General features: G+C 56.5%; 19 protein-coding genes. 4 read left to right on the forward strand and 15 right to left on the reverse strand.

What is annotated here, in order from left to right; translation table 11 throughout:
* Positions 1-26: 26 nt before the first annotated feature.
* From HV796_RS18515 to HV796_RS18580, 14 genes are all read right to left on the reverse strand, one after another.
* Positions 27-2,183: a hypothetical protein gene (locus HV796_RS18515; protein WP_175227941.1), complete on the reverse strand. Its 2,157-nt coding sequence runs from the start codon at positions 2,181-2,183 to the stop codon at positions 27-29.
* Between the two features lie 3 nt (positions 2,184-2,186).
* Positions 2,187-3,302, reverse strand: a complete 1,116-nt coding sequence (locus HV796_RS18520) for an acyltransferase family protein (RefSeq protein WP_175227942.1) — start codon at positions 3,300-3,302, stop codon at positions 2,187-2,189.
* A 253-nt stretch (positions 3,303-3,555) separates the two neighbouring features.
* The gene (locus HV796_RS18525) at positions 3,556-5,406 is read right to left on the reverse strand and encodes a hypothetical protein (RefSeq protein WP_175227943.1); all 1,851 of its coding nucleotides are present in this window, start codon (positions 5,404-5,406) and stop codon (positions 3,556-3,558) included.
* Positions 5,407-5,658: 252 nt separating this feature from the next.
* Positions 5,659-6,585 carry a glycosyltransferase family 2 protein gene (locus tag HV796_RS18530; protein WP_175227944.1) on the reverse strand — a complete coding sequence of 309 codons (927 nt, stop codon included), beginning with the start codon at positions 6,583-6,585 and terminating at the stop codon, positions 5,659-5,661.
* Positions 6,582-7,001: a GtrA family protein gene (locus HV796_RS18535; protein WP_175227945.1), complete on the reverse strand. Its 420-nt coding sequence runs from the start codon at positions 6,999-7,001 to the stop codon at positions 6,582-6,584. The genes HV796_RS18530 and HV796_RS18535 overlap by 4 nt, the downstream gene beginning before the upstream one ends.
* Positions 6,998-7,912 (reverse strand): transketolase family protein, encoded by a 915-nt coding sequence (locus HV796_RS18540; protein ID WP_175227946.1) that lies wholly within the window; start codon positions 7,910-7,912, stop codon positions 6,998-7,000. Before HV796_RS18540 ends, HV796_RS18535 begins: the two co-directional genes overlap by 4 nt.
* A complete protein-coding gene (locus HV796_RS18545; RefSeq protein ID WP_217477932.1) occupies positions 7,912-8,721 on the reverse strand; it encodes a transketolase in 810 nt (269 codons plus the stop codon). The genes HV796_RS18540 and HV796_RS18545 overlap by 1 nt, the downstream gene beginning before the upstream one ends.
* Positions 8,722-8,735: 14 nt before the next feature.
* Positions 8,736-9,740, reverse strand: a complete 1,005-nt coding sequence (locus tag HV796_RS18550; protein ID WP_175227947.1) for an NAD-dependent epimerase/dehydratase family protein — start codon at positions 9,738-9,740, stop codon at positions 8,736-8,738.
* Positions 9,741-9,801: 61 nt separating this feature from the next.
* Positions 9,802-10,692, reverse strand: a complete 891-nt coding sequence (locus tag HV796_RS18555; protein ID WP_175227948.1) for a phosphotransferase — start codon at positions 10,690-10,692, stop codon at positions 9,802-9,804.
* The gene (locus HV796_RS18560; protein WP_175227949.1) at positions 10,682-11,635 is read right to left on the reverse strand and encodes a sulfotransferase family protein; all 954 of its coding nucleotides are present in this window, start codon (positions 11,633-11,635) and stop codon (positions 10,682-10,684) included. Before HV796_RS18560 ends, HV796_RS18555 begins: the two co-directional genes overlap by 11 nt.
* Before the next feature lie 39 nt (positions 11,636-11,674).
* Positions 11,675-12,745 (reverse strand): CDP-glucose 4,6-dehydratase, encoded by a 1,071-nt coding sequence (gene rfbG / locus HV796_RS18565; RefSeq protein ID WP_175227950.1) that lies wholly within the window; start codon positions 12,743-12,745, stop codon positions 11,675-11,677.
* The gene (gene rfbF / locus HV796_RS18570) at positions 12,742-13,521 is read right to left on the reverse strand and encodes a glucose-1-phosphate cytidylyltransferase (protein ID WP_175227951.1); all 780 of its coding nucleotides are present in this window, start codon (positions 13,519-13,521) and stop codon (positions 12,742-12,744) included. The genes rfbG and rfbF overlap by 4 nt, the downstream gene beginning before the upstream one ends.
* Before the next feature lie 202 nt (positions 13,522-13,723).
* Positions 13,724-14,839 carry a glycosyltransferase family 4 protein gene (locus tag HV796_RS18575; RefSeq protein ID WP_175227952.1) on the reverse strand — a complete coding sequence of 372 codons (1,116 nt, stop codon included), beginning with the start codon at positions 14,837-14,839 and terminating at the stop codon, positions 13,724-13,726.
* 128 nt (positions 14,840-14,967) lie between these two features.
* Complete coding sequence (locus HV796_RS18580) at positions 14,968-16,419, reverse strand: mannose-1-phosphate guanylyltransferase/mannose-6-phosphate isomerase (protein WP_175227953.1); 1,452 nt, start codon at positions 16,417-16,419, stop codon at positions 14,968-14,970.
* A 377-nt stretch (positions 16,420-16,796) separates the two neighbouring features.
* Here HV796_RS18580 and HV796_RS18585 point away from each other — a divergent pair, with 377 nt between their 5' ends.
* The 4 genes from HV796_RS18585 to HV796_RS18600 all read left to right on the forward strand — a co-directional run bounded on the left by HV796_RS18585 (position 16,797) and on the right by HV796_RS18600 (position 22,001).
* Positions 16,797-18,680 carry a polysaccharide biosynthesis protein gene (locus HV796_RS18585; protein WP_175227954.1) on the forward strand — a complete coding sequence of 628 codons (1,884 nt, stop codon included), beginning with the start codon at positions 16,797-16,799 and terminating at the stop codon, positions 18,678-18,680.
* 123 nt (positions 18,681-18,803) lie between these two features.
* Positions 18,804-19,988 (forward strand): glycosyltransferase family 4 protein, encoded by a 1,185-nt coding sequence (locus HV796_RS18590; RefSeq protein WP_175227955.1) that lies wholly within the window; start codon positions 18,804-18,806, stop codon positions 19,986-19,988.
* A 50-nt stretch (positions 19,989-20,038) separates the two neighbouring features.
* Positions 20,039-20,992 (forward strand): NAD-dependent epimerase/dehydratase family protein, encoded by a 954-nt coding sequence (locus tag HV796_RS18595; protein ID WP_175227956.1) that lies wholly within the window; start codon positions 20,039-20,041, stop codon positions 20,990-20,992.
* Position 20,993: 1 nt separating this feature from the next.
* Complete coding sequence (locus HV796_RS18600; RefSeq protein WP_175227957.1) at positions 20,994-22,001, forward strand: MraY family glycosyltransferase; 1,008 nt, start codon at positions 20,994-20,996, stop codon at positions 21,999-22,001.
* On the opposite strand, the gene HV796_RS18605 is transcribed toward HV796_RS18600, so the two are convergent.
* Positions 21,998-23,101: an MraY family glycosyltransferase gene (locus HV796_RS18605; protein ID WP_175227958.1), complete on the reverse strand. Its 1,104-nt coding sequence runs from the start codon at positions 23,099-23,101 to the stop codon at positions 21,998-22,000. The two genes, HV796_RS18600 and HV796_RS18605, sit on opposite strands and share 4 nt — an antisense overlap.
* Between the last annotated feature and the right edge of the window lie 97 nt (positions 23,102-23,198).

The raw sequence follows: 23,198 nt of genomic DNA on the forward strand, positions 1-23,198 counted from the left end.
CCGATTCGTTTTGAAAACCTTGCGCGTCAATGAGGCGTGGACTGTGAATTCACGGGTAACAGCGAGATCTGATTAATTGGCAAATCCACTGATTCGCCTTCGGCTTTGGCTCGATGCAGTGTAATAGTGTTTAGCCCATGATTTAGTATTGAGCGAGGCACAAATGCGGTAATTTGCGACGCGAAGATGACTACGCTAGATAATCTGTTTCCATTAACTTCTATGAAAAGGTTTGACTTGACATACTCTGACATGCCAAGCGTTTTTATCGAAAGAGTGTAGCGTTCGTCGATCGGATCTAAGTCGAAAAGAAAATTCGGATTCGCATTGACTGCCAAAAAATAGCTTTTCCGAACGTCCTCTCGGTACCTTCCATTCGACCAACCGACTCCCCGGCAAAAGCCCGAGTATCCCCAGTCCGAATCAGCGTCGCACTTGTACGACGCTAAGTTGTTCGCATCGGGTTTGAACAGGGAGTCTCTTGGTGTGAAGCTCGCGCGATCATTCCACGTAGAATTTCTCGACATATAGTGTGAATCGAAGTTTCGACCGATACGAATAACCTGCACCTCCTGTGCCGAGACGGGAGGCTTATTCTTTGTAAGTCCTGTCATATACCACACTCCGGCCTTGAGTTTGCATGTGGCAAAAAACAATTCAGTCGTTGGGGGGGCGTCCATGCATAACTCGAAAAAGCCGTCCGTGTTCTGCAATCTATCTGCTGGACCAGCGCGAACCTTGGTAATATACATGCCACTGTAATAGCCTGCAACGCCGCTGTCATCATTTACCAGATGAACAGGCTTCGTGTCGTCGACACGATCTACTATCATCGACATGTAAGGCCTGGTGTATGTCACGTACGATCGCGTATATACGTCAAATTGGTAGAGCTGGGCGACAAATCCGATATATACGATTACCCCCGTGAGTAACACACCAATTCGCTCGAAGCGGCCGGCAACGAATGCGATAAAGACGATGATCGCGACCGACGCACCGGGGGCGACGCTTATAAACGTGCGTTGTGTAATTAGCATATAGCCAGTCGAGACCATATACGGCATGAACGCAGCGATGGCCATCATTAGTCCAGCGAGAATAAGACGCGCTGCGCGGCCGCCGCCTATACCACGGGGTACATTTCGTCGCGGTACGATGTAGAGTATAGCGATGACGGCGGCGGCGAGAACCAATAAATATCCATAATGTGCTACTCGGAAAAGCCAGATCTCAATCGTGTCACGCCAAGCTTCGAAGAAGGCCCGGTATGCAAGTGTTTTGAAAAGATATTGACGATTTTCGATAATCGATTGAAGTATTCCATGTTGCGATAGGGCGAGTTGGTATGCGCTCTTCGCGACTAGCATTGCCCAAGCGAGATAGAGGACGTTGATCGCCGGGGCAATAAGCCAAAGAATACATTCGATCGATCTGCGATGAATAATGCGAATGCAGCACTTGATGCCGTATCGACCCGCGAGTAGGAGAATGGGCATTACATACAATGCAATTACACCCTCGTACATCAGTGCTGCGAGGCATGACGCAAGACTACCGACTAATACAGCAACTATGCGTTGACGACGCCCTCTTGCGACAACGCCACGCAGCGACAACGCAGCGCCGGAACTGGCCAACCCGACAGCGAGGCAAATACTCATCGTGCGAAACGTCATCTGTTGAGTATCGGCCGGAAACACGAGAAACAGCAAGCCGATTGCCAACGCATATGCGCGATTGCGAAGCAGGAAGTAACCTATCGAGGCACCGGATATTACGCGAATAAAGCATGAAAGTATTAATATCAGGTGGAATCCGATAAACGAATGATGATCGATGAATCTTCCTATTGCATAGGGCGTCAATTGTAATGGTCTCGCCGCGAATAAGTCAGACAAAGCGGCGCCTGGAAATGAATTCCAAGCACCGGCCGCCTGGTTCATTGTATAAAGGAAGTCCCATTCCTCGATCATGGCACCTAGTGTGAATCCGAACGGATACCAAAGAAATGCAATAAGTAATAATGCTGGTACGCACGCCCATAACCAAAATGGACCCGCTAGCAGATGTCTCGTTGTCCGTTTTGCGAACGTAGTCAATGTTTTTCGGATCGTCTGATTAAGGGTTTCCTGGCGAACCTTTGACTGTGCGTCGGCATAACTGTCTTTAAGTTCACGCATATATCAACTGGCGTCCCTCACCTCAGATACGAGATTGCGTGCGGTGGATATCCGCATTACGAAGCGCTTTCCCGGAATTTCAATAAAGCGGTGAGCCAGCGCTGAAAAAAACACAGTCAGTGCCAAGAATCCAATTAGAAATATACCTACGTTGTACGGCAAAGGAGTCGTGATGAACGACGCCAGTAACAGAGTTGCTACCAGCAATACAAAGTGTGTCAAATAGATTGAGTAGGAAATTTCTCCGAGATACACAAGCATGGGAGTTCTCAGTACGCGTCTGATGATGCCGCCGCGTATCGCAGATGCAATGATTGTCGGAAAAAGGATGAACGATACGGCCGCGTCGGTAATGCTCGTGGCGGACCGATGCGCCATGAATACCAATACCGCGAGTATGGCAGTGATGCAAATGACATCATGAATTCTTGCGTGAGTGCGTGGCGTGTCAATCGCTGAGTGCATAGCATTATAGAGGGCAACTCCTATAAAGAAACCCGCAACTGTCCGATGAATGCCTGGATTAATACCAAACGTAAAGTAATTTGTAATTAATCCGTGTTTCGCGATTGCATATGCTGAAAGCACCCATGCAGACACCATAAAGATGATGGCTGTTCTCCGGCGAAACGTGATCGCAAGAAGAAAGAAAAGGTTGACAAGCATTTCGGTCGAGATTGACCATGCCGGAGTGTTAAATGAAAATCCCTGCTCCAATCCGGAATTATTGAGCAGAAAGACATTCAGAGTAAAATGGTAGGCGTTATTATACTTGAATAGATAATCAAGAGGACCTATTCTATGTTGCAATGCGAACTGTATTGGAATGACAGAAATAAGCGTAACAAAATGTAGTGGGTAAATTCTCGCAATACGTTCAATGATGTTCCGTGCCGTCGACTCACGGCGGTGATCGTTCCAGTATGCGCGCGCCAGTACGAATCCTGACAAAACAAAGAAAAAGTCTACTAGCAGTAATCCATATGTGTAGAACGGCGCAAAAATTCCCGCTAGCGGTGTGGTATGCCACATGTTGGTATAATGCCAACAGACAATGCCGACGGCAGCAAGGCCGCGTAGGCTGTCGAGTTCATAAAGACGTTTGTCGTTCGGTAGCATGACGGACTTTAGTGTTTCTGCTTCGCACACGATTGTATCTGAATCTAAGAGGGTTACCCCTGCTTAACATTCTCATCGGGGCACCACTGGTCCGACCTTCATATTTAACAATCGCCATAATGACGGTGGTAAGCCTTTCAACCTGAATGTTCTTTTACAGCGACCGCTTATGAACCTGTCCGGGACGGCGTCATTTTCTGTTCCTGAGATAAATTCACCGCGTTTCGTCAGGTGCCGTCTGACGCGCCTGTCGTTACGAAGCGGAACGTACAACAAGCGCTTTTAGGCCGAAACCAAGTACACGCTGATCATTCGGACCACCATCCTGAGCGGGCGAGACGGCGCCAGGAGCCTTGAATACAATGTTCATCGCATCTCCTTTGAGGATGTCTGATGAAAAGGAGGCAGTTCGCAAGCCTCCGGGTGATTGCTTGTTAAAATTCCATTTCGCGACTTCGGTTCCGTTAATTTCAACAATTATGGTCTGCTGGTCGTGACGAGGTGTGATGTAGGCCATGCCATCGACCTCGAGAAGGAGTGGTTCATGCGCAAGATTCGGAAGAGTTAGATGAATTTCACCACCAAGGTTAGCGAGGGACCACGTACCCCAAGGTTCGGGGGTACTCCAACCTCGGCCTTGATATATTCTCCCGTTTCCTGTGGACGAAAAGTTGAGAGAAGAATTAGGCATGTACGAAATTAAGCATGACGTGTCAACGACGGCGTACTTGTCAGTTATGGCGTGGGGTTTCGTGCACGCTACATCGGACGAAGATGTACGGCGAATCATCGCGTACTTGACGCCGTCCGTTATTTTCATTCCGTACCACCATTCAGTGTTCAACGGATGATTGAACGCGATTCGCGAGATGAGGGCGTTCGATAGTAACGGCAAAGAAACATCCGATGCGACCGTGTTATCCGAAGTGATTTGTGGAAACTGATAGGTTGCGATTTGTCTCGCATAATCGAGCGCTCGAATCGTAGGAGCGAGTGGTTCGGTGAAACCACACAGGACACGGGAAGCCATATATGCCGCCACCAATGGTGTTGCACATTCGGCCAACATTTGGCCGCGGCCCTTGGATCTATCGACGACGTCTCCTACCAGTCGGACGCAGTTCATCATCCCTACGGTTACGACGATGAACATATGTTTCTTGATTGCATACGGTGAGCCGTCTTCGAGAAACGTCCACGCCATAAACTGAGTCAATGCGAGAAAATATGCGGCAATACCGGCAGCACTTATAACAAGATCTGTCATATTACCGTCGCGAAAAACGTAGCGAACGGCATTGGCTGTGCAGATCGCTCCGCAAAATGCAGCCACCAGCATGATGTGTTTGTAGCGAAATTCCAGAGCGCCGTTATTGGTGGAGATTTGTCGCATTATCTTCAACTCTGGATGCACGAAGAACACGACGCCGGCTACGATTACCGCGACTAGGGCACTTACAGCGTAACGAGAGGGGAACGCGCGCTGGTCACGCCAAAGTCGAATTCCTTCCAGCGCAAGCAAAATGCAACCAGCACCGATAATCTGAATCGCGCTGAGTGGTTGAAGCCACATGGTGACACCACCGGCCACGATGAAAATTGCCGATCGGTAGGCTAACCGATTCGTTTTGGTCAGAGACCATAAAACGAAGAAGTAAAACGCATCGCCAACGAGCTGAGGGTAGAAGAAGTTCGAGACGATTTCCCATCCTACAAGGGACAAGCTTTTTGAGAGTACCAGGAAGGCACCAAGGAAAAGCACCAGTTTGATTGGCGTATCGGCGGTGATGCGAAGAGCTAGAAGATAGCTCAAAAAAGCCGCCGCGATCGAAACCATACTCATACCGATTAGTCCCGATCCGCTTACCCACCCAATGAGGGCGGCCATCCAATGAGCAACGGGGGGATAGAATGCCATCACACTGATACGATCAGCCGCGTCAGCAGGGACTTTGCCCCAGTGCATGATTTCATCCACCAATGTGAAATGGAGGATGTAGTCAGGACTACCGTTCTGGAAGAACGGGCCATACCTAAACAACAAGAACAGGAAAGCGCAAGCGGTGACGGCTACCGGCAAAAGGCTTGATTGCTTGTTTGTCATATTAGAAGGCTGTTCTTGGACTCAAGTCTCATTTAGACAGGCGGCGGCGAAATGAAAACAACTGAGATTTGCCGATTGCGATGATCATTCCGTATTTTTCCGAAACGAGGATGCCATAAATAGACGGCACGGATTTTGGCCGCCGACTACTCTCCCACATTGAATCGTGCGTTGACCACATAAGATCGGTAACCATACTTTGGGCGATGGAGCTTAGCGACGCGTGACGGAATTGGCATCCCTTATAATTGCTCAAAAATTAATCCGTTCCGCCTCAACAACTAGCGGTAAATTGCGCACTTGCGTCTGGATGGCCCCGATATACTCGCCGAGCAGCCCAAGAAACATCATCTGCAGTGCACCGAAAAAGAATATCCCGATTAGGACAGGTGCCGTTCCAAGAACGAACGCATTCCAGAACAGTAGCTTTGCCATCAGATAACCAAAGGCGATAAGCAAACTGACGAACGCTAACAAAAATCCCGAAATCGTCATCAATCGAAGCGGGACCTTCGAGTGCTTGGTAATACCAAGCATCGCCATGTCATACAGCGAATAAAAATTCTGGCTACTAACCCCGCGTACCCGGCGCGGTTGCTTGAACGGAACAGTCGCGATCGGAAACCCGACTTCACAGACAAGCCCGCGGAAGTACGGATACGGATCCTGAATCGATCGCAACACGTTCAACACTGCACGGTCAAACAACCCCGACCCCGTGGCATTCTGCACCAACGGCACCTCGGAAATCCGCGTGACGATCTTGTAGTAGAACTTGCGTAGCCGGAACATGATCTTCGATTCTTCACTAACCGGCTTGACGGCCATGACTGTCTTGAAGCCTTCTTCCCACTTCTGCACGAACTCACGGATCATTTCCGGAGGATCCTGCAGGTCCGACGCGATCAACACCACAGCGTCACCATCTGCCTGCAGCAAAGCGTGAAACGAGGATCGGATGTACCCAAAATTCCTGGCATTGACGATCACTTTCACATGGGGATCCGATGCGGCAATGTTGCGCAGGATTGACACGGTGTCATCCGATGAACAATTGTCGATACACAGATGCTCATAGTCGTAGGGCATCGACTTCATCACTTCGGCCACTCGCTGGCAAAGCTCGACGACATTGCTTTGCTCGTTAAACAGCGGTGTCACAACACTGATTTTTTTCATGTCTTGAACACAAATTGGCTATTCAAACGATAGGCCAGTATCGCGAGCGGCAGGATCATGATCATGCCGCTGTAGTAGGCGTTCAAGCCTAGCCGGATCAGCATGCCGACGCCTAGCACGTTCACGCAATAGACAACGCCGTAGACCAGCAGAAATCGCACAATCTTTGAGTTGTCGTGGGACTTGAAGACGAGCGCGCCGGTACTCTTAAAATTGAACAGGGTCCCGAGTATCGTTGAGCCCGCGATCGCCACACTGTAGTGGCAACCCAAGTAAATCAATAGCGTGAATACTCCGTATCCGAACAGCGTATTCAGGCCACCAACCAGCAGATAGTTGAAAAACCGCACCTCGCCGCGTACCACCGCTTTTACAAGCGACCACAGCCGGTTGGGCAGCGCGCGCGCGGCAGTCATTGCGGGTCAAGAACTTTGAGCGTGAGCTGAGCTTGAGCACGCAGGTACTCCTGGCTGCCCGACACGCCGATGAATCGATTCGGGATGGCAATGCGGCGCACTTTGGGCATGCGCGCGATACCGCCCGCACAATACAAATCACTCAGCGCTTCAACAATTGAGCCACCGAACCCACCGTTCAACTGATGTTCTTCGACGGTGATCACGGTATCGAACGACTGAGCAAGTGCGACCATAGCACTCTGCGAATACTTCCCGATGAACGGTACACTGTAGATGGCATAGTCGCGCCCGCTATCGCGTACCTCATTCACGACGCTGCCCAACATCGCGCCGGTCACGAGCACAGCAGCGCCACGTCCAGCGCGAACCGGAATAATCTCTCCCGGCGTAAGCTTGAGAGGTGCACCTGCGGGATGCACGGCCGGCTCTCCCGATTTGTTGATCCGGACGTATCCAGGCCCGCGATGGCGCACCATGAACTCTGCCGCCGCGCGGGCTTCGATCGGATCAGCAGGGGCGCAAACCGTCATGTTCGGAATTGCACGAAGCATCGCGATGTCCTCGGTCGTGTGATGCGACACGCCTTGCGGCCCGTACGCATAGCCAGCGCCGACTGCCACGACCTTCACGCTGGCCTCGTGGTAACAGACGTCGTATCGAATCTGTTCCATGCAACGAAGCGTCGGAAAGTTGCCGATGGAGTAAGTGAAGACGTTGTATCCTTCGCGAGCCAACCCCGCGGCGACTTGTGTCATGTTTTGCTCAGACACCCCAACGTTAAGAAAACGGTCGGGATACGCTTTGGCGAACGGCTCAAGTACCGAGTATCCGAGATCACCGCAGAGCAGAAACACGTCTTCGTGCGTGGCTGCCAGGGAGCATAAGGTATTGATGAACGTATTACGCATTACTTCGCCCCCAGTTCGATACGAGCGTTCTTGTAGTCGTCCTCGTTCGGCGACCGGTAGTGCCAGAGGAGTTCCTGCTCCATGAAGCTCACACCCTTGCCCTTGACGGTATGCGCGATCACGCACTTGGGCTTACCCGAGCGGTCGGCTTTGGCCGCGCGCAGAGTTTTGGAGAGAACCTCGATATCGTGGCCGTCCACGTCATGCACGGTCCAGTTGAATGCGCGAAATTTGTCGGCGAGCGGCTCGAGGTTCATCACCTCGGCTACCGATCCAAAGCTCTGGATCTTGTTGTAATCAACGATTGCAACAAGATTATCGAGTTTCTGATGCGCCGCGAACAGGATCGCCTCCCAGTTGGAGCCTTCGTCCAGTTCGCCATCGCTCAGGACGGTGAAGACCGTGTACGGCATTTTTCGTCGAAGGCCAGCGAGGGCGGTGCCGCATGACACGCCGAGCGCATGACCAAGACTTCCGGTGGAAAGCTCGATACCCGGCACGCGATGATTTACGTGTGAGGTGAAATAGCTTCCATCCGTCGCAAAGCCTTCGGACAGTTCGCGGTGCTCGAAGAAGCCGCGCAATTCCAACGCGGCGTATAGCGCCGTGCACGCATGCCCCTTGCTGTAATACAGGCGGTCGCGAGAAGGCGTTTTTACCGTCGCCGGTGCGATATCGAGCACTTCGTTATAGAGCACCGCAAGAATATCGGTAGCGGAAAACGCGCCACCGATGTGAGACGTTCGCTTGAGGTGGCACAATTCGAGTGCCCTCAAGCGCATGGCGTTCGCAAAAGAAGCAGTGTCCATGGCAATTGATCGCATTAGCTTGGTTGATTGCGGTACCACTTATAGGTCCGGCGGATCGCTTCGTCGAGCGGTACGCCGAGTCGCAGGCCGAGTTCGTCGGCCGCCCGGCGGGTATTGGGCAGGTATTGATTCGGCGCCGCGCCAGGGGCGGGTTGGCCCAGCACTTGTATTGTGTCTTCTGAGCGACCCGTTAGGCGCGCAATGGCGGCGGCCAATTCGCGAATCGAGACGCCTTGGTCGGAGCCCACATTGTAAGCGCGGGCAGCTTTCCCGCGGACCAGAACAGCTAGCAGCCACGTCACGAGATCGGTCGCGTACATGTATGAACGCACTGCCGTGCCGTCCCCCTTGATCACGAATGGCTCATCGCGCAGCGCGTTGAGCAGGAAATTACCCGCGGCGAACTGCTTGTCGAGCGCGAGGGTGGGGCCGATCTGCGCAAAGATGCGTGCAGACGAACAGGTCATCTCGCCCGACTCGCCGTATGCGGCGCCGAGCCACTCGCTCGCAAGCTTGCCGATGCCATACGCCGAAGCCGGGGCATCGGTCGAAGGCGCTCCGGTGTAGTCTTCCCCGATGCTGCTGACTCCCGGTGGAAACTTGCCGTAGACCGCACCGGAACTCATTAGGAGCACGCGCTTCGCGCCGCGCTGCTTGGCGAAATCAAGAACCCGGCGTGTACCCGCGACGGTGACATCGAATGTTTGCAGCGCCGTCTGTTGGGCAACTACGTCGGTCGCGCCGTGAATGACGTGTGTGAACGCACCGGCCGGAAAAGCGAAATCGCGGATGTCGCCTTGGACGAGTTCGACTGCTTTGTGATTTGCCAGATGCGGATAACGCTCGGCGAATCGATGAGGATCTCGCGATAGCGTTGTGATGCCGAGTTCGAGCTTCAACTTCGAGTCGGCATGAAGCAGACACGTCAGCATCCAACAGCCTATATAGCCGGTCCCGCCGGTCAGGAACACGCGAGCGTTTTGCAACGCTCGCAGGTCTTGGTCGGCGGCGACCAGCACTTCATCCAGATCGTTTTGACTAACGTGCATCGACTGCAGTCCTGTTTCGATCGTCCTGCCTTCATGCAAGGGCAAGGACCTCACCAATCCGTTGCTCAACAGAAATCTGATTACCGGCGAGGGTATTTGCGCGCAGCGACAGCTCGCTCTTCAGGAGCAGGATCATCGCGAGCAACGCCACTTCAGCTTCTACACCCAATGGGGTGCGCCCGAGGATGTCCTTGTTGTAGTGCCGACGATTTTCGAAGAATGTCAGCCAATAGAGATAGTCGTATCCGTCAACGCCGCAGAATGCATCTTCCCAGTCGATCACCACGGGGCGGCAGTCGGCAGCCATGATGTTGTGTGGTCCCAAATCGCCGTGCGCGACGCAAGAGGAGAAGGATTGCCACTTCTGCGTGAGATATACAAGGCGCGAGCTCAATTCATGCTTTATGGCGGAACTGAGCTGGCCTGCTGATACGAGATTCGAGATGCCTCGGCTCGCTTCGTGGATAAGGGTTCCCAGCGTATCGGTAGTCTGAAGCGCATCCGCCGGTAGTGACGCTAGCTGCGCACGGTATGCTTCAACAAGCCCCTGCGTGTCGCGCGGACCCAGCGGTGCATCGAGCGGCCGAAGTGCGTCCATGAACAGCCATACGCGCGTTTGCTCTTCGTCTTCGGGTACTTCGATTCGCCGGATGCTCAGCATCTCACCATAGAGATGCGTCAGAATCCGAACTTCCTTCTCGAGATTCGGTTTGCCTTGAACGGACGCGTACGACTTTAGGAATCGATCGCGCCCGTCTACAGTCGCTATGAAGCAGACGCCCAGCGTTCCACCGCTCACCGCGACGAACGGTGCATTGGGCGCACCTACCGCACCCAATGCCGGCCGCACGTCGACACGAGACCGAAGGCTCGCCAGATCGCTGCCTCCGCCGTCAGTGAAATGACGGAGCTTACTGAGCACGATAGAACTTCGCGAGGTACGGCACCTGGTCGTACTTGAAGTGGCGAGCCAGTGCCGTGGTGCCTTGCGCAATCTGCGTCTTTTCGGCGTCGTTCAGTTCGTCGATGATCTCTTCGTTGTATGCCGCGGTGCTCTTCAGAACCGTGCCCCAAGGAGCGATGTTGTCCTTGATTTCGACACCATTCCAGCTCGGGTACAGCATCGATTTCTCGAAGCCGACGCCGATGAACTTCGAGACGTCATTCATGAATGCTTCCTTGTCCGCGACCAGATCCTCGTAGCGGAAGATCTTCACGTTGCGCGGGTACATGCGCGCATACATTTCCACCGTCGAGTGATAGATGTTCCACGTGATCAGGTACATGCTGAGCGGCTGCGGAAACGGGCGGCGCTTCGTATCGCGGTAAGCCGAGAACGGGTTGCGCACGATATGCACGATCTTCGCATCCGGGAAATCGCGCACGATGCGGTCTGCGTCGATACCGATCGCGGGCGAGTAGCCGACGTACGTCATGTCCTCAGAGGGCGTCGTGTAGTAGTTCTTCCATGCCGAAAACGTGGAGCGGAAGAAGGCTTCAACAACCTGGCGACGCGTGTACGGGCCGTCGCCGAGCAGCTTCTTGAAGTCCGCGATACGATCCGCTTCGTTGAGAACCAGATCCGCATCCTTGAACTTCGAACCGTTCCGCTTGCGCAGGAACGTTTTCATTTCCTCGTCGATCAATTGCTCATAGAGCTCAGCGGCGGTCAGTCCTTCCGGAAACTCCGGATAGCGATATTGCACACGCTCAACGGATGCCAGAAAGTCATTGAACCGGCGGTTTCCCAACTGTGATTCAAACGGGTAGACCAGCAGTTTCGAATGGCCGTCCAGGTGACGGTGCGTAACGTTGCCACCGTGCTCGAAGCCGGCGGAGATCATGACGAAGTTGAACTTGCTCATATCAATGGTTCCCGTGAAATCGAAATGCACGCCAGGAGATCAGGCGTTGTGCATGTAATCCTCAATTTGTGCGAGCGTGCAGGCACGCATGTCTTTACCGCCGACATATGCCTGATGCCACGCAACGATGCGTTCAAGCGAATCCGCCAGAGACCAGCGTGTCCGCCAACCCAATACCTGCCGTGCTTTGGAAGAGTCCAACTTCAAATGGGCCGCTTCATGCGGATGATCTCCGCCGTCGGCGACCCAAGTCGCACCCGCTCCCCACTGACGGGTAATCTGCTCGACGATCCATTCGACCGGCCGAACATCGGTGTCGGATGGTCCGAAGTTCCAGCCTTCCGCAAAGGCGGCGCCATCCGTAGACAATCGCTGCGCAAGCAACAGGTACCCTGACAGCGGTTCTAGGACATGTTGCCAAGGCCGGATTGCCTTCGGATAGCGAATCTTCACCGCCTCCTTTTGAGCGATCGCGCGGAGGATATCAGGAATCAGGCGAGCCTCTGACCAATCGCCACCGCCGATCACATTTCCCGCCCGGGCAGACGCGACGGCACAGCGATGCTTGTCGAAGTTGTCTGGCGAAAAATAGGAGTTGCGGAATGCCGAGATGACGAGTTCCGCACAACCCTTGCTACTGCTGTAGGGATCGAATCCGCCCATTGGGTCTTGTTCGCGATACCCCCACACCCACTCGCGGTTCTCGTAGCACTTATCGCTAGTGACGTTCACGACGGCGCGTACACTCGATACGCGCCGCAGCGCGTCGAGCAGATGCACTGTGCCGAGGACATTAGTGTGGTACGTCTCGATCGGGTTTTCGTACGAATACCGCACCAAGGGTTGCGCGGCCATGTGGAATACGATTTCCGGTTGAACGTCCGCAACGAGTGAAGCAATCTCAGCGGGATTGCGGATGTCTCCGATGACTGAGCGCATCCCTTCCGCAGCACGTGTGAGCTCAAACATGCTTGGCTCGGTGCTGGGTGCAAGGGCGAATCCGGTGACTTCTGCTCCGAGTGAATGCAGCCAGAGGGAAAGCCACGTGCCTTTAAAGCCCGTATGACCTGTGAGGAGAACGCGCTTGCCGCGCCACCATTGCGAGTTCATTTTTGCCACACCTTCCACGGGGCGTCACCTTTGTGCCATAGGTCCTCAAGGAGAGTCTTGTCGCGCAGGGTGTCCATTGGTTGCCAGAAGCCGTGATGCTGATAAGCGGATAACTGACCTCGCTCGGCAAGCGTTTCGAGCGGTTCGCGTTCCCAGACGGTGCTGTCATCGACGAGCAATTCCATGACTTTGGGAGATAGCACGAAAAAGCCGCCGTTGATCATGCCACCGTCACCCCGTGGCTTTTCCTGAAACGTCATCACACGGTGATCGGCTTGAATGTCGAGTGCACCGAAACGGCCTGGCGGATAGGTCGCGGTCAATGTAGCGAGCGTGCCTTGCTTGCGATGAAACGCGACAAGCTCGGTAATGTCGACACTGCTTACCCCGTCGCCGTATGTGAAGCAGAATGCATCTTCATCGCGCACGTAAGGTGCTACACGTTTGAGACGACCACCGGTCATCGTGTCTTCGCCTGTATCGATCAACGTAACGCGCCATGGTTCGGCGTTGCGCTGATGGACATCCATGCGATTGTCCTGCATGTCAAACGTGACATCGGACATATGCAAGAAGTAATTGGCAAAATACTCTTTGATGATGTAGCCCTTGTACCCGCAGCAGATCACGAAGTCGTTAATCCCGTGGTGGGAATAGATTTTCATGATGTGCCACAGGATGGGTTTGCCCCCGATTTCGATCATCGGTTTCGGTCGCAGGTGCGTCTCTTCCGAGATACGGGTTCCCAGACCGCCCGCGAGAATGACCGCTTTCATTGGATTTCCTCGGCTGTTCCAATTGTCCGGCCAATGCGCGCCGCAACCGCGACATGCCGTACCAGGCACAGAAGATGATTTTGGGTGGTTGGGTTTCCCCAACGACGCGTGATGCTGTTTTGCAAAGCAGTGTCGAAGGTGGGCGCCATTATAACAAATCCGAAAGTAGCCAAAACCATATCCCGAAAGGATTTCGGCTATCCTATCGCGCGTCCTTGTTCGCTATTTGCATGTACAACGCTACGTACGACTCCACCATCTTGTCGGCAGTGAAGTAGTGCTCAAAACGTTGACGGGCCGCGGCACCAAGTTGCGCGGTTAGCGCATCGTCCATCCATAGCCGCGTCAATGCCGCGCACAATGCTTGAGCGTCGTTGGGCGGTATCACGAGGCCCGTTACGCCAGCAGCATTGACATACGAGGTCCCCGTGCCGATTTCTGCTGAAATCAGCGCCTTGCCGAACATCGCTCCTTCCAGGAGCGAGATTCCGAATGCCTCGGAGCGTAAGTGCGACGGGAATGCAAGCGCATGGCATAGCGTGAGCAACGCGACCTTGTCTTCATCGCCGACCGGACCAACAAACTCGACCTGCCGGAGGTTGAGGCGTGCCGCTTGCTCTCGCAATTTGTTCTCCACCGGTCCGGCGCCCACTATTACTGTCTTGAAGTCAGTTCCGTGCAGCGCGTCGAGCAATATATGCAGCCCTTTGTAGTACCGCAAATTCCCGACAAACAGGAAGAACTTCGATCCCGCTCGTTCGTGCCAATATTTCAGCTTTTCGGTAGATGCAGGCGGGTAGGCTTTCTGATCCAGGCCAATCGGAATGATGTCGACTTTATCCTTGAACCGCTGCAGCACGTTGCTTGTCGCAAGATAGTTCGGTGATGTCGCGACGATTCGATCGACGCTGGCCAAAAAACGATCTCGCAGTGGCTTGTAGATCTGCAGCAGGATCTTCTGCCGCACGATATCCGAGTGATAGGTGACGATTGATGGCTTGCCCGTCCGGGTCGCAAAGTGGACGACATCGGCAAACGGCCATGGGAAGTGATAGTGAATCACATCAGCTCGCGCGGCCAATTCGGCGAAACGCTTGAATGCGGAAATCGAGAATGCCGACGAGGCAATTTCCACATTGCGCTTTGCCCGATAGTGCACGTGGTCACCGAAGTCGACAGTGGACGTATCGTCGCTTACCGTCAACACGTCGCTGGTCACGCCGTGCCTTGCCGCGCCTGAGCATATCTGGCCGATCAGCTCTTCTACCCCGCCCATCGAATCGGGCTTGTACGTCTTAAAGAAATGAAGAACGCGCATGTGTCTCGCAGGTCGCCTTGTTCGTCGGTCTGCGTCCGCTGATGCAGGCAAATGCAGATCCGCGCCGCGACTGCAAACGGACCTGATCAAATTGAGCGTTGTAGTACGTTTCTACGTGTAGCTTGGAGTCAGGCAACCGGCGCCCGCCCGTACACATCCTCAAAGCGAACGATATCGTCTTCTCCGAGATACTCACCGCACTGCACCTCGATCAACACAAGGTCCACCACCCCCGGATTGATCAACCGATGCTTATGTCCCGCCGGAATATAAGTCGATTCATTCGGCTGCAGAGAAATAAGCTGGTCACCGTTCACAATATCCGCACACCCGCGCACGACAATCCAATGTTCGCTGCGATGATGATGCATCTGCAACGAAAGCGACGCACCTGGCTTCACCACAATCCGCTTCATCTTGAAGCGCTCACCTTCCTCGAGTACCGTGTAAGTGCCCCAAGGGCGATGAACCGTGCGATGCAGCCGATATGCATCGTGATTCGTCCGCTTGAGCTTTGCGACAATCTGCTTGACGTCCTGCGCACGGTCACGCGCGGCGATCAGCAATGCATCAGCCGTATCGACAACGATGACATCGCTGACACCCACCATGCCGATAAAGCGCTCATCACTTCGCACGAAGCAATTGTCGACGTCGAACAGCTCAGCCTCACCGTGAACCCGATTACCGCGTTCGTCCGGCGCGGTCAGCTCGCTGATCGCGAGCCACGAACCGATATCGCTCCATCCTAGGTCGCAGGGTACGACGGCCACGTTATCGGACCGTTCCATCACCGCGTAATCGATCGAGATGTCCTCGGCTTTACGGAACTGCGCGGCATCAAGTTCGATAGTCGAGCAGTCATCGGATTCGCTGCGCTTCGCTTCCAGCACCGCGGCGAGCACGGGCTCCGCAACCGTCGGCGCATGCTTTTCGAGTTCGTTGAGAATGGTCTCCGCGGTAAAGCAGAAGATGCCCGCATTCCACACATGGCGACCGCCTGCCACCAGCTCTTGTGCGACGCTAAGCTCCGGTTTCTCGACGAAGCGAATCACCTGATGCACGTCGGCCATGTTCGCCAGCGGTTTCGTGTCGAACTCGATGTACCCGTAACCGGTTTCGGGAGCAGTGGGGCGAATGCCGAAGGTGACGACGTGCCCTTGCTGCGCTGCCTGTGCCGCATGTTCGACAGCGCTTCGAAATGCTGCCTGATTCTCGATCAATTGATCCGCCGGCATCACCAGCATGATCGCGTCCGGCCCATGCCGCTCACGCACGACGGCCGCGGCGACGCCGATTGCCGCAGCGGTATTGCGTGCTACAGGCTCGAGCACATAGTCGACACGTTCGACATCCGTTCCGACGCAGACGCATTCGTCCTTCGTCAGGAAGTACGTTTCACGATTCGTGACGATCAGCAATTCGTGGATCGTTGCGACATCCGCCGCGCGAGCAAAAGTTTTCTGCAGAAGGCTTTGCCCGTCAGCCAACTTGAGCAGTGGCTTCGGAAATGTTTCTCGCGAAACCGGCCATAGGCGCGTGCCAGCGCCTCCGCAAATGATCACGGGAATGATGTTCATGAATTTATTCAGAAAATTGGCGCCAAAACGGTCACGCAGACGGCGATTCTAGCGGATTTCGCAATTGAAGTCGCCAAAACAAGTACATCTGGTTACGCTTTTTGCAACATTTGCCGCTTGTCCGAGTCGTCAACACGGCCCGCTCGCGGTATCTTTGTCGCCGTCACCGGGCTTACCTGCAAAGCCGCACACTCAGTGACACGTTTGTTTGCCCACGAGGCGGAGCCCTTGGCATAATGCTTGCTGTTCGAAGGCTCGTTTAATTCCGCAATGCGACCGACCGTGCCACAGTCGGTCGGGACATCGAGTGCCGGGAGAGCGGCACGCGGAATCAGATTAACCATATAAATCCACAAACCTCAGAGGTACCCCGGGATATGTATCGATTCAGGTCGTCGTGGCTATCTCTATGCGCGTTTGGCTTCGATACGTGCGCGGTGGCGCTCGCATGGATTTCGGCGTATGTGCTGCGTTTCAACGGTGACGTCCCTGACGCCTTTCGCATGGGCGGCATGCATGCGCTGTCCGGCGTCGTCGTCACCTATGCAATCCTATTCCGCATCTTCGGGCTGTATCGCGGCATGTGGGTGTTCGCGAGTCTGCCCGATCTGATTCGCATATCGAAGGCGGTCGGTGTCGGCGCATTGGTTGTGATGATCGGCGCGGTGATGCTGCAACCCTTGCCTATCATCCCGCGCTCGGTGCTGCTAGTGTCGCCGTTGCTGCTCTTCCTGATCATGGGCGGTTCGCGCGCGCTTTACCGCACCGCGAAGGAATTCCGCCGCTATGGCGGGTTGGTCGCCCAGGGCAAACCCGTCATCGTGTTAGGTGCCGGTACCGCCGGTGCGAGTCTCGCACGTGAGCTATCCCGTTCGGCGGAGTGGCGGCTCGTTGGCTTGCTCGACGATGAGACTTCCAAACAAGGCCGCGAGATCTACGGCTACAAGGTGTTGGGCAGCATCGGCGACTTGCCGCGCCTTGCCGCCGAACTGAAGACCGAATTCGCGATCATCGCCATCCCGTCCGCGTCAGTCGAGGCGCAGCGCCGCGCCGCCACGCTGTGTGTGCGCGCTGGCGTCAAGGCGATGGTATTGCCGGCGCTGACCGCGGTGTCGCAAGGCCAGGGCTTCCTGTCGCGTATCCGTCAGATCGACCTCGAAGACCTGCTCGGCCGCGAACCTGTCCGTATCGACACTCCCCACGTCGAAGCACTGCTGCGCAACCGCGTCGTGATGGTCACCGGTGCAGGCGGCTCGATCGGCTCCGAACTCTGCCGCCAGATCCTGCGCTTCGATCCGGCACAACTCATTGCCTACGACATTTCCGAATTCGCAACGTACCAGTTGACCGAGGAACTGCGCGATCGCTTCCCCGGCGTCCCGCTCATTCCAGTGATTGGCGACGCGAAAGATTCATTGCTGCTCGACGAAGTCATCTCGCGCCACACACCGCACATCCTCTTTCACGCCGCCGCCTACAAGCACGTGCCGCTGATGGAAGAACAGAACGCGTGGCAAGCGGTCCGCAACAACGTGCTCGGCACTTATCGCGTCGCGCGTGCGGCAATCCGTCATGGCGTGAAGCACTTTGTACTGATCTCCACCGACAAGGCGGTCAATCCTACCAATGTGATGGGCGCGAGCAAGCGGCTCGCGGAAATGGCTTGCCAGGCGTTGCAGCAAACCACCACGCGCACGAAGCTCGAAACAGTGCGCTTCGGCAACGTGCTCGGCAGCGCCGGCAGCGTGATTCCCAAGTTCCAGCAGCAGATCGCCAAGGGCGGCCCGGTGACGGTCACCCATCCCGAGATCACGCGCTTCTTCATGACCATTCCGGAGGCGTCGCAACTGGTGCTGCAGGCGTCGAGTATGGGCAGGGGCGGTGAGATCTTCGTGCTCGACATGGGGCAGCCGGTGAAGATTGTCGATCTCGCGCGCGATCTGATCCGTCTGTACGGCTTCACCGAAGAGCAGGTGCAAATCGTGTTCACCGGTTTGCGCCCCGGCGAAAAACTCTACGAAGAGCTGTTGGCCGACGACGAGGCCACTGTGCGTACGCCTCATCCGAAGCTGCGCATCGCCCGTGCGCGCGAAGTGCCGAACAACCTGCTCGACGAGTTGTTGCCGTGGCTGATGCAAAACCGTGTGCTGCAAGATGACGAGGTGCGGCGCGACCTGCGGCGTTGGGTGCCGGAATATCAGCCGGTCACGCCGCCCGCGTTGCAACCCGTTCAGCCCGTGCGCCAGGTCATGCAGGGCTGACACGCGGTTGCACGCTTTCCAGTCTCACACACCAGCAATCCAATATCGCTGCGGCGGCGCCTGCATGAATGCGCCGCGCGTCGCTCCGTTGGCCCGTCACCCATCGGCACCACACGCAATCTGATGAAACTGCTTTACGATTTGAATTCGCTGAGGCCGCCCAGAAGCGGCATCGGCTACTACACCCAGCATCTGCTCGAAGGACTGATCGGAAAGACGGACGTCGAAGATATCGCAGGGTGGGTCGGGTCGACCGTCTATCAGGGAGAGAGCCTCGACACGCTGATGCGCGACGAGGCCGCGCTCGGAAAAGCCGCACAATTCAGCGAAGGCTGGACCGCATCGGCATTACGGGCCGCGCGCTACGTGCCGGGCATCTATAAGTCCCGAACCATCGTGCGCAGCATCAAGTCCGCGCAAGTGCGCAAGCATTTCGAACAGCGCGGCTATCTGTACCACGAAACGAATTTCATCGCGTCGCGCTACAAAGGACCGAACGTCGTCACGATTCACGATCTGTCGCATCGTCGTTTTCCGGAATTCCATCCGCGCGTTGCCGTCGATTATCTCGACGACGGTTTGCCGCGCACGCTCAAACAGGCGCACAAGGTAATCGCGGACAGCTTCTATACGAAGAAGGACATTCACGAAATCTACGGCTTGCCCGATGAGAAGGTCGTCACGATCCATCTTGGCGTCGAGCCAACGTTTCGGCCTTATTCAGAAGAAGAGTGCGTGCCTGCGCTGGCCGATCTCGGTCTGCGCTATCGGGGTTTCGTGCTGTCAGTGTGTACACTGCAACCGCGCAAGAACCTGCGGCGCCTCGTCGAAGCGTTCGCGCGGCTGCCGGCGGATTTGCGACATGCCTTCCCGCTCGTGCTGATCGGCGCGGACGGCTGGATGAATACCGCCTTGATGCGCGATGTCGAGCCGCTCCTGCAGGCGGGGCAACTGGTCGCGCCGGGGTACGTGTCGCGTGCGGCACTGTTGAAGCTCTACGCGTCGGCCGCGGTGTTCGGCTACCCGTCGCTCTTTGAAGGGTTCGGTTTGCCGGTGGCGGAAGCGTTGGCGAGCGGCGTGCCCGTGCTGACGTCGAACGTCACATCGATTCCGGAAGTCGTGGATGGCGCCGCGCTGGAGGTCAACCCGTATTCGGTCGAAGAGATCGCGGCCGGACTCGAACGGCTGCTCAACGACGAGCCATTGCGTAACGAGTTGATCGCGAAGGGTTTGCGGCGCGCGGCCGAGCTCACGTGGGAGTCCACCGTCGAGCAAACCGCCAATGTCTATCGTTCAGTAGTCGGGTGAGGGCGCTCACGCAAGCGTATGCAAATGGAACGCATGCAAAAGGATCGTGAATGCGGATCGCAGTAACAGGAGCAAACGGCTTTGTCGGCCGCGCGCTCTGTGCGCTGTTGTGCGACACGGACCACGACGTGACCGCGTTGGTGCGGCATGTTGGCGTACGCGACTCGCGCGTTCGTGAAGTCATCGTCGCCGATGACAACTTCGCGAGTCTTGCAGCCGGCGACCCGGCGCTCGCACCATGCGATGTGCTCATCCATCTCGCGGCGCGCGTGCATATGATGACCGACGACTCGGTCGACCCGCTCGCCGCATACCGGGCGACCAATGTCGACGGTACGCTGAACGCAGCACGCGCCGCACATCGAGCGGGCGCACGGCGCATCGTCTTTGTCAGCAGCGTGAAGGCGCTCGGCGAAGGCGAGCCGGGCCGCCCCTGGCGCGAAGACGATCCACCCGCGCCGGTCGATCCTTATGGCATTTCGAAGTTCGAAGCCGAGACCGCGCTGACCGCGTTCGGCCGTGCGAACGGCGTGGAGATCGCGATCGTCAGGCCGCCGCTCGTCTACGGGCCCGGCGTGCGCGCGAACTTTCTCGGCTTGATCAAGGCGGTCGAACGCGGCGTGCCGCTGCCGCTCGGCGCCGTCGATGCACGGCGCAGCATGGTCTACGTCGGTAACCTCGCGGACGCAATCCGCACCTTGGCGACGCACGCTGGCCCCGTCGGCGGAGTCTTCCATGTGAGCGATCTCGACGACTTGACGGTCACCGGCATGATTCGCGCAATTGCAGGCGAGCTGCATCGTCCGGCGCGGCTATGGCCGGTCCCTGTCGCGTGGCTGCGTGCGGCAGGCAAAGCGGCAGGCAAGGGCCCGCAAGTCCAGCGGCTGACGAGCTCGCTGCGACTCGATTGCACACGTCTGCCGCGCGAATTGGGCTGGACACCACCGCGCTCGGTGTCGCAAGGGCTGGCGGAAACGGTTCGCGCATTTAGAGAGTCGCGCTGATATGCATACGGCCTCCCCACTCGCGTTACTCGCGGTTGCCGCGTTGGCCGCGGTGCTCTGTTTCGGCATTCTCGCCATGCTGTTGCGCACCGGCTGGGCGTGGAAGATCGCGATCGACGTGCCAAACCAGCGTTCGCTTCACACGCGCCCGGTGCCGCGCATCGGCGGCTGGGGCGTATTGCCGGCGGCCTTGCTGCTAATTGCGTTCGAGGCTCCGGCATTGCGTCTTTTCGCCGCCGGCGCAGTGGTGCTCGGCGTCGTATCGCTGATCGACGACCGGCGCGGACTGCCGGCGCGCGTACGCTTTGCGGCGCACATCGTGGTGGCGGCCGCGGCGGTCGCGCTTGCGGCGGTGGATATCAGCTGGTGGCTCGCGGCGGCCGCAGTGATTGCGATCGTCTGGCTCGTGAACCTGTTCAACTTTATGGACGGTTCGAACGGCCTCGCGGGCGGCATGGCGGTATTCGGCTTTGGGACCTATGCAGTGGCCGCTGTGCCGGCGCAGCCAGAACTGGCGCTCGCTGCGGCGGTAATTGCGGGTGCGGCGTTGGGCTTTCTGGTGCTCAACTTCAACCCTGCGCGGATCTTTCTCGGTGATGTCGGTTCGGTTCCGCTCGGCTTCTTCTCCGGCGCGCTCGGCTTCTGGGGCTGGCAGCACGGGGTGTGGCCCGTGTGGTTTCCCGCGCTCGCGTTCGCGCCGTTTATCGCCGATGCGACCGTCACGTTGCTGCGCCGGCTCGCGCGAGGCGAGAAGGTCTGGCAGGCGCACCGTGAACATTACTATCAACGGCTCGTTCGACTGAGCGGCACGCATGTGCCGGTCGCGCTGCTCTACTACTGGCTGATGCTGGTCGGTTCATCGATCGCACTGATGGCGCTGAATCTGCCGGAAGTGGTGCAATGGGTGATGGTCGCCGTCTGGTATGGGGTGCTCGCGATCGTCGGCTGGACCATCGACCGACGCTGGCAAGGGTTCATGCGCGCGCAGCGCGAAAGCGGCGGCAACTAGGAGCGCCGCCCCTTGCGCACCACCATCCACCGCGGCGACTTGAACCGCACAATGCTCACATACAGCCAAACATAAGTCGCCGCGAACACCACGACGAAGCAGAACAGGTGCACCGTGTGTCGCCAGAACAGCGTCGCCGGAATCACCGCAATCAGGCAAAGCAGCCACAGATAAGGCGACGTCAGCGAATTGCGCTGCGTGAGCTCACGCGCGGTCTTCACGCCCACCGCCCAACGCATCAGCCGCTTGTAGACCAGCATATGCAGATGCACGCCGTCCGGAATACCCGGTGATATCCCGCGAATAAACTTCTTCCGGTAGATAGAGAAACACGTCTCGAAGATCGGGTACATGAACAGCAGCACCGGATACCACGCGGACACATCGCGATTGCGCATCACGAGCATGATTGACAGCTCGGCGAGCATGAAGCCGATGAAATACGCGCCACCGTCGCCAAGAAAAATCAGCCCCGCCGGGAAGTTCCAGATAAAGAAGCCCAACACCGCGCCCATCATGATCAGCGACGCGGACAGGACGATCGGGTCATGCACCTGGAACGCGACATAACCAAGCGACGCGAACATCATCATCGCGACCATCGACGCGAGCCCGTTGAACCCGTCGATGATATTGACCGCATTCGCGAGCGCCGCGACCGCGAGCACGGTGACCACGAATGAAATCGCCGCATACGTCAGCAGAAAATCGAGTGGCGGCACGCTGATGCGCGTGACCGCGATGTCGAGCAGAAAGTACGCAAGCGCGGCGGCGGCCATCGTGCAGAGCAGGCGCGTCAGCGGCGAAACACGCTTGGTCATGTCCTCGACCAGCCCGGCCCCGAACGCGGGCAGCCCACATGCAACCAGAAACAGAATGCCGGTGGAGACGGCCGGATAAGCGTGGTGCAATTCCACGGCCGACGCCACCAGACCGATCAGAATGCCCAACCCGCCGACCCGCGGCACCGGCCGCACATGGAATTTCTGGGCGCCGGCCAGATCCGTGTCCAGAGAAAACCGTTCGTGCAAATGCGCGTAGCGCACGATCAGCAGCGTGGTCAGCAGGGAAACGATAAATCCGAGCGCGAAGCTAAGCATGGAAAGGAACGGGAAGGGCCGGCCGGAGCACGAAACACGCGATTATACAAATGATCTATTGCGCATCCGTGCGGCGCCTCATGGATTCCCCCTATCC

The sequence above is a fragment of the Paraburkholderia humisilvae genome (genome assembly GCF_902859855.1).
Taxonomy (GTDB): domain Bacteria; phylum Pseudomonadota; class Gammaproteobacteria; order Burkholderiales; family Burkholderiaceae; genus Paraburkholderia; species Paraburkholderia humisilvae.